8 protein-coding genes are annotated in these 13,562 nt (G+C 70.8%); 3 read left to right on the top strand and 5 right to left on the bottom strand.

The window, feature by feature from the left end; translation table 11 throughout:
- Positions 1-131 precede the first annotated feature (131 nt).
- From OIE47_RS33415 to OIE47_RS33405, 3 genes are all read right to left on the bottom strand, one after another.
- The gene (locus OIE47_RS33415; protein WP_442792019.1) at positions 132-4,526 is read right to left on the bottom strand and encodes a S8 family serine peptidase; all 4,395 of its coding nucleotides are present in this window, start codon (positions 4,524-4,526) and stop codon (positions 132-134) included.
- A 480-nt stretch (positions 4,527-5,006) separates the two neighbouring features.
- A complete protein-coding gene (locus OIE47_RS33410; protein ID WP_326558526.1) occupies positions 5,007-6,251 on the bottom strand; it encodes a sugar efflux transporter in 1,245 nt (414 codons plus the stop codon).
- Positions 6,252-6,359: 108 nt separating this feature from the next.
- Complete coding sequence (locus OIE47_RS33405; protein ID WP_326558525.1) at positions 6,360-6,551, bottom strand: hypothetical protein; 192 nt, start codon at positions 6,549-6,551, stop codon at positions 6,360-6,362.
- Between OIE47_RS33405 and OIE47_RS33400 the strand changes: the two genes are divergently transcribed.
- A complete protein-coding gene (locus tag OIE47_RS33400) occupies positions 6,544-6,753 on the top strand; it encodes a hypothetical protein (RefSeq protein WP_326558524.1) in 210 nt (69 codons plus the stop codon). The genes OIE47_RS33405 and OIE47_RS33400 overlap by 8 nt on opposite strands.
- Positions 6,754-6,843: 90 nt before the next feature.
- On the opposite strand, the gene OIE47_RS33395 is transcribed toward OIE47_RS33400, so the two are convergent.
- Positions 6,844-11,022 carry a CHAT domain-containing protein gene (locus tag OIE47_RS33395; RefSeq protein ID WP_326558523.1) on the bottom strand — a complete coding sequence of 1,393 codons (4,179 nt, stop codon included), beginning with the start codon at positions 11,020-11,022 and terminating at the stop codon, positions 6,844-6,846.
- Positions 11,023-11,311: 289 nt separating this feature from the next.
- Here OIE47_RS33395 and OIE47_RS33390 point away from each other — a divergent pair, with 289 nt between their 5' ends.
- Positions 11,312-12,127, top strand: a complete 816-nt coding sequence (locus tag OIE47_RS33390) for an SAM-dependent methyltransferase (protein WP_326558522.1) — start codon at positions 11,312-11,314, stop codon at positions 12,125-12,127.
- 25 nt (positions 12,128-12,152) lie between these two features.
- On the opposite strand, the gene OIE47_RS33385 is transcribed toward OIE47_RS33390, so the two are convergent.
- Positions 12,153-12,503 carry a DoxX family protein gene (locus OIE47_RS33385; RefSeq protein ID WP_326558521.1) on the bottom strand — a complete coding sequence of 117 codons (351 nt, stop codon included), beginning with the start codon at positions 12,501-12,503 and terminating at the stop codon, positions 12,153-12,155.
- Between the two features lie 323 nt (positions 12,504-12,826).
- Here OIE47_RS33385 and OIE47_RS33380 point away from each other — a divergent pair, with 323 nt between their 5' ends.
- Positions 12,827-13,357: a F0F1 ATP synthase subunit B gene (locus tag OIE47_RS33380; RefSeq protein WP_326558520.1), complete on the top strand. Its 531-nt coding sequence runs from the start codon at positions 12,827-12,829 to the stop codon at positions 13,355-13,357.
- The last annotated feature ends 205 nt before the right edge of the window (positions 13,358-13,562 follow it).

Raw genomic sequence — 13,562 nt, 5'->3', positions numbered from 1 at the left:
TCACCGGGAGCGATCCAGCCAACGAGTCAGTTGTGGTACAGCAGGCTGTACCACCCGGTCGACTCCGCTGATGCCGACACGGCGGTGGCCGCCGACCCGCAGGGGTCGACGGCCACCGGTATCAGAGGTGATCAGATCCCGCCCACACGCGAGTCGCAGGCCGTGACCGGATCGAGGGTGACGTCCAGGGTCGACACGAAGCCGGCCTGGATCTGTTGCTGGTGCACCTCGGGGATCCAGCCGTCCTTGGCCACGATCACCTGGTACTTGCCCTTCGGCAGCCAGTAGGCATAGTGCCCCTGGCCGTCCGCGCTCAGGGTGTAGCCGCCGTCGGCGAGGTTCAGCCGTACGGTCGCCTTGACCGGTACGCGTTCCCCGTCGCAGGTCTGGCCGGTGACCGTGCCCTGGACCTTGCCCCAGTTGTTCGGCGCCGAGACGTTCAGTTCCACGTCGACCGCCGGTACCGCGTACGGGGTGTCCGAACGCAGGGCCAGGTCCGAGTGGTAGGTGCCGGGCTGGGCGATCCCCTTCTCCGCGGTGGCGGTCAGGGTCAACGTGATCTTCTTCGAGGCACCCGGTGCCAGGGTGAAGTCCGCCGGCGTGGTGGCCAGCCACGGCGCGTCGCCCGCACCGTCGCAGTCACCGAGGTCACCGAGACGCTCGGACTCCTTGCCGGGAGTTCCCGGTGCCGGAGCACCACCCAGCTTGTACGCCCCGCACGCCAGCGCACCCCGGTAGACCGGGAAGCCGACGTTCGGCAGTGCCTGCCAGGCGTTCGTGGCCGGGTCGTAGGCCACGGTCCGGTTGGTGAGCCCGGACGAGTTCCCGGTCACTCCACCCGCGATCACCAGGAGGCCACCCGCGGCGGCGTACTGCGAGCCCCACAGGTCGATCGGCAACTCGGGCAGCGCGGTCCAGGCGTCGGCGGCCGGGTCGTAGGAGAACCCGTCCTTGTACGACGTCCCACCGGCCACGCCACCGGCGCAGTACGCGCTGCTGCCGATACCGCCACAGGACATCCACGCCACGCTGTGCGGGTACTTCGCACCGGTGGTGAAGCTGCCCGACGCGGGGTCGAAGACGACCACGTTGTCCGACGGCGTGCAACCACCGTCGGCGCAGCCGCCGACCAGGTAGACCTTGCCGTCGATCACCGCCGTGCCGGCAGCCGCGCGGGCCGCCGGGTTGGTGGCGTCGAGAGTGCTCCAGGCACCGGTCGCCGGGTCGAACACGTCGACCGTGGTGACCGGCGCGCCGCTCTCGCTCCAACCACCGAGGAGGTAGATCTTGTCGTCGGCCACGGCGGCCGCCGACTTCCCCCGCCCGGTGGGCAGGTCCGGCAGGTTGCTCCACGCGTTGCTCTCCGGGTCGTACACCCAGGCCTTCTTCTCGGTGCCGGTGCCGTTCGCACCGCCGAAGGAGTAGACCTTGCCGCCCACGGTCGCACCGGCGTTGTCGAAGATCGCCGACGGCATGTCGGCGATCCGGCTCCACGCGCCCTCGGCGGTCGGACCGGCCGCGGCCGGCCCACCGGTGACGCCGGGGTACCTGGCCCCGTTCTGGGCCGGGGTCAACCCCTTCATCAACCGCTCGGTCAGTGCCGCTCCCGGCTTGGAGAGCAGCTCGAACTGACCGGACCGCTCGAGCACCTCGACGTTGGCCGGGGCGCTACCGGTGTTCTTGACGGTCACCGTGGTGGTACGGGTGCTGCCGTACGGCTGGTGCGACTCGACCGTGGCCGGCCCGATCGTCAGCCGACCCGACTTCAGGGCGAAGTCGGCCTTGCGGGTTCCGTTCGCGACCACCGTGACGCTCTTCGCCAACGGCTGGTACGGCGCCTTCGCGGCACTCACCGAGTGGGCGCCGGTCAGGCTGGAGAAGAACCAGTAGAACCCGTCACCGATGTTCGGGTCGTCCGGCGTCGCGACCGAGACGCCCTTGTCCAGCGGCTGGTCCACGCTGCTCACCGTCGCACCGTTGAGCGCGGCGCCGGTGTTGGCGTCGGTGGTGAAACCGGTGACCAGGCCACCCGGGATCGGGGTGCAGATCCGGTTGATCAGCTGGAGGTTGTCCAGTTGCCACCACCAGGAGAAGCTGCCGGCGTACCGGAACCGGATCACCGCGTTCGCGCTGCCGGCGGCCGGGGTGAGCGGTACCTCCTCCACGACCGGACCGCGCCGGCTGGCACTCTGGTGCCAGACGTTGGTCCAGTTCTCGCCGCCGTCGGTCGAGACGTCGATGTCGGCGGTGTTGGTGCCACCGGTCAACCACATGTCGCTGTTGAACTTCAGGTACGGCGCGCTCACCCCGGTCAGGTCCAGCACCGGACTGCGCAGGTCGGTGTCCTGCGTCGGGCCGTTGCCGAGGTGGTCGCTGTCGACGATGGCGAAGCCGCCGGTGCCGCCGGTCAGGTTGCCCCGGCTCCCCTCGTCGACGAACGTCCAGCCGCCGCCGTCGGTCCGGTTGACCACCGACCAACCCTCGGGGGCGGAGGTGCCGTCGAAGGACTGGGTCAGCAGCGGGTCGCCGACCGAGGGGGAGTAGCCGGCGACGGTGCAGCCCGGGTCGACCGGCACCGAGATGTTCGCCGTGGTGGCTCCGACGCCGAGTTCCAGCGTGGTCTCCACCTGCCGGTAGCCGGGGTAGCGGGCGGTCGTCTTGACCTTGTAGGCGGTGTTGCCCGGCACGGTGAACGAGTACGTGCCGGTGCTCGGGTCGGTGAACACCGGCCCGCCCGGCCGCCCTGGTACCTCGATCGAGGCGTACAGCGGCCAGCCGTGACCGGAACCGTCGGTGACCTTGCCGGTGACGGTCACCGGCGGGGTCTCGACCAGCGCGAAGTTCTTCGTGACCGCGCCGCCCTCGGGAACCGTCAGGGTGACGGTCTGGTCGGCGTAGCCGTAGGCGCTCGCGGTGACGCTCTGCTCGCCGGCCGCGACGGTCAGCGAGTAGGTGCCGTCCGCGCCGGTGGTGGCGCGGCGCGGACCGGCGGTGACGGTCGCACCGGCCAGGACCGCCCCGGTGGCACTGTTGGTGACGGTGCCGGTGGCCTGACCGACCGGGCCACGCGGTGCGGCGGTGACCGCCTGGTACGCGTTGAGCCGACCCTCGCCGAAGACGTTGTTGTCGTCGACCGTGCCACCGCACTCGAGCGCGTTCACGTCGGTGGCGGTGTCGTCGAGCAGCGCCTCGGTGGCGGGTACGTCGCCGCGCAGGGTCGGTGCCGCCGACCAGATCAGCGCGACGGCGCCGGAGACGTGCGGGGCGGCCATCGAGGTGCCGTTGAAGTTCGCGTACCCGTTGCCAGGAACGCTGGAGCGCACGTTGGAGCCGGGCGCCGAGACGTTCGGCTTGGTCAGACCGCTGACACTGGGCCCGCGGCTGGAGAAGTACGAGATCGCGTTGTTCACGTCGTACGAGCCGACCGCGTACGCGGTCGGGCTGTCACCGGGGGAGTTGGCCGACCCGCAGCCCGCCTCGCCGCTGTTGCCGGCGCTGAAGCTGGGGAAGATGCCGGCGGCCCGCCAGGCCACGATCGTCTGCTCGTACCAGGGGTCGCCCTGGCCACCGCCCCAGGAGTTGTTGACCACGTCCGGGTGCAGGTCGGGCCGGGGGTTCTGGCCGTTGAGGTCGGTCGGGGCGAGCACCCACTGACCGGCGGCGAGCAGCGAGGTCTCGGAGCAACCGAGCTGGTTCTCGCAGCCCTTCGCGGCGATCCACTTGGCGCCGGGCGCGACACCGATCTGGTTGCCGGCACCGTCGTCACCGACCATCGTGCCCATGGTGTGCGTACCGTGGTCGATGTTGTCGCACGGGGTGTCGTTGGCGCAGACGCTGGCCGGGTCGAACCAGTTGTAGTTGTGGTCGAAGCTGCCGTTGCCGAGGTTGCCGCGGTACTGACCGACGACGGCCGGGTGGTCGTACTGGACGCCGGTGTCGATGTTGGCCACGACGATGCCCTCGCCGCGGTCGCCGTACTCGGACCAGACCCGGGGCGCCTCGATGTTGCTCAGGCCCCACTCGACCGCGTTCGGTTCGGCCTTGGCGGTCGTCTTGCTCGGCGTCGGCTTGATCAGCGGGTAGATGTGGACCGGCTCGATCCGGGCCACCTCGTCACGGGCGGCGATCGAGTCGACCAGGGCCTTGTCGCCGCGCACCTGGAGCGCGTTGGCGATCCAGTACGCCGTGTACTCCGCCTTCCTCGCGTCGAGGTCGGCGCGCAGCCCGCTCTGGGTTCGCGCGGCGGTGCCGGTGAGCTGCCGGTGCACCTCGACGGCCTTGGCGTCGCTGTCGCGCAGCTTGGCGGCACCGTCCAGTTTGGCCTGCTCGCGCAGGAACACCATGAAGCTGGTGCTGCCCTTGGTGCTGATCTCCTTGAGCACCTGGGCGTCGACGGTGGCGCTGGGCGCGGCGGGCGCCGCGTACGCCGGTTGGGCCGTGACACCGAGGACAACGGCCGCCAGGATGGCGACCGATGACCGGAGTCTGAATCGACCCCCGCCTCGGCGTGTTTGTCGTACTGACACTCTTTCCTCCCCACTTTTCGGTGACCCGAACAAATCGGAGCACCGACAGAGGCAGCTCCGGGATGTCCGGTGCCACCGGTCGTGTGGGAGCGAACCCAACGATCGATGGACGTCCCCACGACGACTTCGATCATGTTCGGTGGATCTCTGTTGCTGATCAAGACACGTTCACGGGCAGCATTCGGGCAGATATTGGGCGGATTATGGTCATCCACACGGTGGGTGACGGGTCGTACGGACGGCCACCCCGGTCGTACGACCGTCTCGGTGACCTCTGCCGAAGGTCCAACGGGTTCGGTCGAGGGGGAGTGGGCGCGGTCGATTCAGCCCATTGGCCAGCACAAATCCGTTCCCGCACTGGACCGGTATGGCCCCGCTGCCACCGAAACGCGGGAAGCACGGGTGGTGCGTACGCGAATGACCGATGTGGACGCAGAGCGATACCCGGAATGAGGCGTGTTTCGGGCGAGCCGCCAACTGTCAGGACGCGGGTTGCCCCGTCCGGAGGGCCGGGGGTCGGATGATCAACAGGATCAGCAGGCCGGCGGCGCACAGGCCCGTCCCGATCCCGTACGCGAGCCGCAGGCCGAAGTGCTGGGCCAGCCCGAACAGCGGACCGGCCAGGATCGCTCCGATCGGGAACGTGTTCGTGAACAGGGTCGTGGCCCGCCCCGGCTGCCGGGGCAGCAGGTCCTGCATGTAGGAGATGCCCAGCCCGGAAACCGCCGCGATGAAGGCCGCGTTGAGGATCTGGGCGACCGCCAGCGTCGACACGCTCCCCGAGACCGCCGCGCAGACGTGGTACGCCACACCGGACCCTGCCCCGACGAGCACCAGCAGTCGCAGGGGGAACCGGGTGGTCAGCACGCCGAGGCCGAGCATCAGCGGGATCTCCAGCGCGGCGCAGAGCCCGAGGATGAGGCCGGCGTCGTCGAGGTCGCCGTTGAGGTTGCCGCCGACGAACAACGGCAGGGTCTGCAGGCTCAGGGTCAACGGACACTGCAGCATCGTGAACGCGACCGCTGTCAGCAGCACGGTCCTCCGCGATGCCTCGACCGTGCCGGGAACGGCGGGGGCGGGTTCGCCGTCGGGAGCGGTCGGCGTGGTCGGCATGGTTGGTGCGGCGGGCGGGTCGAGTTCGTCGAGCCAGAAGACCGCGACCAGTGCCACGACCGCGTACATGAGCGCGGCTATCCCGTACAGGTAGGTGAAACCGCCGGCGTCAAGCAGGAACGCGGCCAGCGGAGGGCCGGCCACCCAGGCCAGGGAGAACACCGTACGCAGGGCGTTGGTTCCCATCGCGGCCCGGCCGGCGCCGTCGCGGATCAACAGTTCGCGGGCGTACGCGAACGTCTGCGGGAACAGCGCCCCGGCCAGTGCCGTCGCGGTCACCGCCTGCGCGAGCAGGATCCAGTAGTCGCGTACGAAGGCGGCCAGTCCCATGCCGACCACGCCCGCCACCGCCGTCGCGATCAGCAGTGCCCGCCGGACGGGCCGCCGGTCGGACAACCGCCCGACGAGGGTCGACGCGACCACACCCGCGATCGGGGTGACGATCAGGAACACCGTGATCCGGACCGGACCGGCGTGCACGGCCGTGCTCAGGAACAGCGAGAGGAACGGCACCGCCACCGCCGTGGAGCTGCCGACGCCGAGCGTGACCAGCCCGAGAGCGAGCAGCGCGGGGGGACGGCGTCGCCCACGTCGGGCAAGATCTGCGATCACGGACGGCACTGTACGGTCCCGCACCGGGTGGGCGAACAGCCGATCAGCCCTGCGCGCGGTCCCGAACCGTTGCCGGGTAACCCGCCACCGTCCAGCCGGGCTCGGTGTTCACGAGGTTCGGGTGCGGCCGGACATCCGTCCCACCCGCACGGGGGCGTGCGGGTGCCGCCGGACCGGCGGATCGGCGCGTACGGTCCCGAGCCCGCGCAACTGTGCGGCGGCGCGGCTGCCGGCGGCGGCGGTGAAGGCAACGAGCAGTTGGCCGGGTCCCTCGGCCCGCAGGATCTGACAATTGGCCAAGCAGACCATCGCCGACTGCGAGCGGGTGATCGAGGCGATGGCGCCGTACTCGCGCGGGCGGGAGTACCTGAACTTCCAGGAGGAGCCGGTGGACCCGTCGACCGGTTACGACGCCTCGACCTGGCAGAGGTTGATCGAGATTCGCAGGACGGTGGACCCCGGCGGTCTTTTCCAGGCCAACCACGAGATTCCGCATCTCTGAGGACCGAACCGAACGGCTGACGGCCGGCTCGGGGCAACGTCCCGGCGACGCCCCGAGCCGGCGATACGCCCGAGACACCGGACGGTACGGTCAGTCCAGTCTCGCCTGGTAGAGCGCGACCCTGGTTCGGTGCTCCTCGGTCGGGGCTTCGGCGTGAACCTCCCGGGCGAGCACAAGCGCCGCCTGCCACCGCCTGCGCGCCCGCCCCGGGTGGCCCGCGGCCTGCTCCAACTCGGCGATGCGGTGATTCAGGTCGGCCTGCGCCAGCCGGGCGCCGAGGTCCTCCGGATCGAGGGTGGCCCGCCGTCGCCAGTGTGCCAGCGCCTGCCGGAAAAGGGTGCCCGCGAGATCGGGGTCTCCGGCGTCGCGTACCCAGTCGGCGAGGCGTTCGCAGGATCGTGCCAGGTCGCGGTGGAACCCGCCGTTGCGCGGGAACCGGTGCACGAGGCCCTGCGTGATCTCCAGCGACCGTTCGAGATTCCCGCGCACCTCCTCCGGCTGTCCGTTCGCGGCGGTGTAGTCGGCCATCCGGCGGAAGGCCGTGGCCAGGTCGCACTGCCCGTCGACGCTGTCGGGGTCGGTGTCGGCCAGCCGCTCGGCCAGCGACAGTGCGCTCTCGAAGTGTTCCCGGGCGCAGGCGAGGTCGTCGACGCTGAGGTCCATGTCGCCGAGCCGCCAGTGGGAGGTGAGCAGCCCGCGCTGGTAGGCGATGTTGCCGGGGTCCGCCGTCGCCAGCCGGTCGGCGATCGTCGCCGCCTCGGCGGTGAGTTCCCGGGCCTGTTCGGCGTCGTCGCCGAGGAAGCCGATGGTGTCGGCCAGGGCGCTCACACCGTCGAGCAGGTTGCCCAGCAGATCCTGGTTGTCGGCGTCGGCCAGCGTCAGTCGGCGCCACACCACCAGCGCCTGTGCGCCCAGTTCCCGGGCCTGCCCGGTGTCGCCGTCGGCGCGGCACACGGCGGCGAGTACGCCGAGGCAGACGGCCAGGTCGTAGTGCAGCACCTCGTTGTCGGGGTCGGCGTCGACCAGTCGCCGCCGGATCTGCAGCGACCGGTCCGCCGCCTCGCGCGCGGATCGGACCTCGGCGCGGTCCAGTGCCAGTTGCGCGATCTTCTGATAGCTCAGGCCGAGGTTGCGCTGGTACTGCGGGTCGTCCGGGTCAGCCTCGCAGAGACGCAGGTCGACGGCCAGGGCGTTCTCGTAGTGGTCGCGCGCCTCGGCGGTGCGGCCGAGGCGACGCATCAGCCGCCCCTGACCGTCCAGCGCGGAGCTGAGCGCCACCTGCGCCTGCGTGTTGTCTGGCTCGGCGTCGGCGATGCCGGCGACGAGGGTGAGCACCTCTTCTCCCTTGACCGCCGCCGCGGCGGTGCTGCCGCTGGCCTCGAGGGCGTCCCGTTCCCGGCCGAGCAGGTCGAGGTAGGCGGGGTGGTCGGTGGGGAAGCCGGGGGTGACGTCGCCGAGGAAGGCCGCGACGGTCAGTTCCCCGCCGAGGCCCGGCAGCAGCGCCTCGGTGAACGTGGCCAGCCCGTCGAACCGGCCGGCGGTCCGGAGGTGGTGGACGACCTCGGTGAGGGTCTGGAAGTCGGCCCGACCGGCCTGCATGATCCGCTGGTACATCCTGGTGGCCCGGTCGTGCCGGTGCAGGTGCTCCGGGCCCTGCAGATGGGTCAGGGCCTCCGCCACCCAGGACTCCATGACCACCTCGTCGTCGCTGGAGATGACCAGCGTGAGGCCGAGGAGCCGGTCGAGCTGCGCGGTCACCTCGGCGCGGTCGTCGTCGGAGGGCTCCCGATCGTGTACGGCGAACGCGAGGTCGTCCCCGGACACCCGTACGCGGATCACCGCGGCCTGCAGCAGCGTCTCGTGTTCCGCCGGGGTCAACAGGTCCAGCAGCTCCCCGAGCAGCATGTCGCGGGCCGCGAGCGCGACCGCCTGCCGGGTCGCCTCGGTCGCGTCGGGTGCGTCCGCGGCCGATCGGGCGAGCGTGACGCTTTCCTGCCTGGCGAGTCTGCGCAGACGCTCGGTCACCTCGGGCAGCCGCGCCTTGCCGGCCCTGCCGCGCAGGAGGGCGTCGACGAACTCGACCAGCCGGGGGTGTCCGCCGACGGTCCGTACCACCGTCTCGCGGTCGGAGTAGGGGAGTTCCCGCAGTGCCGGCAGCCTCAGCAGCAACCGGCGCAGTTCGGCGTCGCTCAGCGGCGGCATCTCGACGCGCAGCAGCGGCACCGGGGCCGGGATCGGATACCGGCTGGTCACCAGGAGCTTTCCGCGTTCCGCCGCCCGGCACAGCTCGCCGAAGACCTCCGCGAAACCCGGGTCGAGGAAGGCGTCGCCGCCGAGGGTCAGGTTCTGCTCGAAGTCGTCGAAGACGATCAACAGACGATGGGTACGCAACGCGTCGGTGATCGCCGCCAGCGCGGCCGACTGGTCGACGCGGTCCCCGATGCCAGCCCCGGCCGTCGTGGCCGCCGTGTCCTCGATGAGCTGCGGCGGGTTCCAGGAGCCGGTGTGCACGACGACGGACCACGGGTCCTCGATGTCGTCGCGCAGCCGGTTGATGGCCCGGCCGGCGAGAGCGGTCTTCCCGATTCCCGCGACACCGGTCAGCAGCACCCCGTTGACCAGTGAGGACTGCCCGGTGGCCGGGACCTCGTCGCGCAGTGTCCCGGTGACGGTCCGCAGTTGCGCCCGCCGGCCGACCAGTTCGCCGAGGAGCAGTTCCCGTACGCCGGCACCGGTGGGAAGTTCGGTCGGATTGCTCAGCGGCACGGGCAACACCGTGGCGTCCCAGAGCGGGCCGTCGGTGGTGGCGAACAGGGTCGGTACGGCGTACTCGGGTCGCCCGGACGAGTCGGCCTCCACCACCTCGTCGAACAACTCCGACCGGGCCTGCGCGAGTGCCGCCGCGACCGGGACGTTCTCCTCGGCGAGCGCCCCGTAGACGCGCGTGAGCAGCCGGGTGGCGTACGCGTCGCTGACCGAGGTCTGCATCGCGATGACACGGTTCGCGCCGTGTCGCAGCAGCGTCGTCGCGAGCCCGGTGTCGGCGTCGGCCGCCCCGTCGCAGCTGGACAGCACGATCAGGGGGACCGGCCGGCCGGCGCGGCGCAGCGCGCGTACGAGATCCTCCGCCTGGACCTCGACGGCGTTGCCGTCCCGGTCCTCCAACTCGACCCCGTACGGAGACCCGTGCGCCGACAGGTGCAGGACGTGGTACGCGTCCCGCCGCAGTGCGTCGGCGATCTCCTGCGGTCCGGCCACCTCGAGGATCGTCACCTCCACCCGGCCGAGCCCACCGATGACGCCGACGATGGCCTGCATCTCGGCCTCGATGTCCAGCGGTGGGTTCTCGGTGTGTTCGGGTGCGCCGACCGCGACGAGGATCTTCAACGGTCCGGGGGTCGGCGGCTGGGGTGCCGCCGGTACGCCCGCGACGGTCCGGATGAGGCGCACGCCCTCGACGGTGGCGAGCACCCGCTGGTCGGTGAGGCGGATCAGCTCGAACGGCAGCTCGTGGGCCGGACCGTCGGCGTCGATCACGACATCGATCACCGTGCCGTCGTCGGCGTTGGTGACGAGGGTGGTGAGCTGGTCGAGGGAGTCGGCGTCGAACAGTGCCGCCGACAGCCGCTGTCCCAGCCGCGCCAGCCGGGACTCCGCGTCCGGCAGGTCCAACAGCGACCAGACCTCGTCGCGGCCGAAGGGCAGCGGCTCGTCTCGTTGACACAACGGGGTCCCGGCGAGGGTCGCGGTGCCGCGCAGCCGTCCCTGCGCCACGCTCACCTCCAGCCGCAGCTCGTGGTGGGAGGTGGGATCCACCGTCCCGCACCGTCGGTGCAGTTCCGCGACCAGGGCGGCGACCCCGCGTCTGCTCAGCGCCCGCAGCCGGTGCAGCGGACCGCCGTGCGCGGACAGGAAGGCCGGCAGGTCGCGCACCGTACCGCCCGGCAGCACCACCGGCAGCACGGCGGCGGCGGACTTCTCGTCCCCCTCGACCAGGTCCCTGATCGCCCGGGCCGCCCGCCACAGCTCCGGGTGGGCGCCGCCCGCCGGATCGTCCCCGGCGGCGACCCGACGGTAGAGCGGCGAGCCGATCAGCAGCACCACATCGGCCGAGTCCAGCTCGGCGGCGGCCAGCTCCGCCGGCCCCGAGAGCAGCCCCGCGTCGAGACCCCCGGCCCGCAGCAGGATCCAGAGATCCCGTACGGCATCGGTGTGCGTCGGATCGTCGGGGGCGTGGGAGATGAGGATTCGGCCGAGCCCGCCAGTCATGCGCAGCATCATGACAGCCGTACGGATGTCGGCAGCCACTCGGTGGCCGTCGGTCGACCCGAATATGGCGGCCGGGATCCGGAACCCGTCGGGTGGTTCCCGTACCGACCTGGCAGTACGCCGTCACGGACGGAAACCGTTGCCCTGCCTGCCGACGCGTCACTCGCCGTGGCCCATAATCGGGCGGGTGGCTCGTCCCACTGTGGTCGGTCGGTCGCGCGTCGGCTTGCCGTCCGAACCGGTCCGCCGCCGCCCGGCCCGACCGGGAACCGACTCCGTTGGAGGTGCCGTGAGCGACACGACCAGTCCGGTCAACAAGATCGACACCAGTGTGGTGCATCCCGCCCGCCGGTACAACTACTGGCTCGGCGGCAAGGACAACTTCGCCGTCGATCGTGAGTCGGGCGACCAGGTGGCGGCCGTGTTCCCGACGGCCATGCAGGCCGCCCGGGAGAACCGCAGGTTCCTGCAGCGGGCGGTGGGGTTCCTGGCCGGTGAGGTCGGCATCCGCCAGTTCCTCGACATCGGCACCGGCCTGCCCACGGCCGACAACACCCACGAGGTCGCACAGCGGATCGCACCGCAGTCGCGGATCGTCTACGTCGACAACGACCCGCTCGTCATGGCCCACGCCCGGGCACTGCTGACCTCCTCGCCGGAGGGCAAGGGCGCGTACATCGAACGGGACCTGCGTGACCCCGCCTCGATCCTCGACGCCCCGGAGCTGCACGACACCCTGGACCTGCGTGAGCCGGTCGGGCTGATGCTGGTGGCGATCCTGCACTTCGTACGCGACTTCGAGGACCCGTACGGGGTCGTCGCCCGGGTGGTCGACGCGTTGCCGTCGGGCAGCTACGTCGTCATGTCCCACGGCACCTACGACGGCGTACCGGCGGCGACCGTCGCGGCGCTGGAGCACGCCAACGCCGCCAGCGGCGGGCAGAGCCGGCCCCGCAGCCGGGACGAGTTCGCCCGGTTCTTCACCGACCTGGAACTGGTCGACCCGGGCGTCGTCCCGGTCGGCGAGTGGCGGCCCGCCCCCGGCGACCGCGTTCCGGACCCCCTCGACATCTGCATGTACGGGGCGGTCGCCCGGATCCCCTGACCGGCACCCGCGGCGTGACCGCGTCTCACCAGTGGTAGGTCACGTTCAGGGTGAGTGCGGCCACCGCGGCGGCGAAGAACACGGCCCCGCCCACGAGCTGGCGGGAACCCACTCGCAGGTGCGCGAGGAGCGCGCCGACGAAGTACAGCACGAGACCAGCGGCGGCGAGGGTTCCCAGCAGTGGCACGGCGAACCCGGCCAACAGCCCCAGCGAACCCGCCGCCAGCAACATGCCCAACACCGGTACCCAGGACCGTGGCACCCGCTTCATGTCCGCCTGGGCCTTCGGATAGTCGTGGCCGATCAGGTAGGTGACGGCGGCGATGCCGTTGAAGACCGACGTGAGGATGGTGACCGTAACGTAAGCGGCGAACATCAGCTCTCCCTCGTTGTTTCGTTGAGGACGAGCCGGCGCCGCGAAGTGTGACGTGCGGTCCCGGCACGGTCGTGGATCTGCCGGGCGGCAAGCGGCAGGATGACCCAACTCAGGCCCAGTGACATGAGCGACGAGGACGGGCACGAGTCGTTCGCCTGGCAGCAGTTCGACCAGGTGGAGCGCATGCTCGCGCAACCGCCCCGGTCCTGAACCACGCGCACGATCCTGCGCCGGATTACGGGAACGCGAATCGACCGGTTGTTGCGTATCGTATTGAACTTGATCTCGCCGCGTCAGCGGCTGTTTCGATCGGGGGGCATCCGATGTACACCGTCCTTGCGGTAGTCGAGCGCAAACCTATGATCCCGATCTGGCAGGAGGTTGTGGTCGGGGCGGTCGCGTTCGGGATCGTGTGCTTTGTCCTGATGAAGTACGTCTTCCCGCGGATGGAGCAGACCTTCGATGCCCGGGTCGAGGCCATCGAGGGTGGCGTCAGACGGGCCGAGGCGACGCGGGCGGAGGCGGAGCAGTTGCTGGACCGGTATCGGGCCGAGCTGGCCGAGGCGCGTACCGACGCTGCTCGGATCCGGAACGAGGCGCGTGCCGAGGTCGAAAGCATCCGGCAGACCGTCCTGGCCGAGGCGCGGCAGGAGTCGGACCGGACCATGGCGGCCGGCAGGGAGCAGCTTGCCGCCGACCGCCAGACGACCGTGCGGGCGCTGCGGACCGAGATCGGCTCGCTCGCGGTGGACCTGGCCGGCCGGATCGTCGGTGAGTCCGTCGCCGACGAGGCGCACCGCAGGGGCACGGTGGGAAGGTTCCTCGCCGAGCTTGAGAGCACCGGGAGCCGCTGACCTGGCCGCGAGTCCGTGGCGTACGGGTCGAACCGTCTCTCCTCGGACATTCATTGGCTGGTCAAAGCTGATTCATCTCGGATTCCATCAAGATCATTAGCGTCGACTCGATCCCCGCGCCGAGCGGGGCACAAAGCGGCCTCGTCGCCCGCTGTCTATCGAGTCGAGGATCCAAGTGAGATCGAAGGTCTTAACCCTCAGGCGT

Origin of the sequence: Micromonospora sp. NBC_01796, from assembly GCF_035917455.1 — a bacterium.
Taxonomy (GTDB): Bacteria; Actinomycetota; Actinomycetes; order Mycobacteriales; family Micromonosporaceae; genus Micromonospora_G.
The sequence above is the reverse complement of the archived record's forward strand: the minus strand, read 5'-3'. Positions and strand labels throughout refer to the sequence as shown.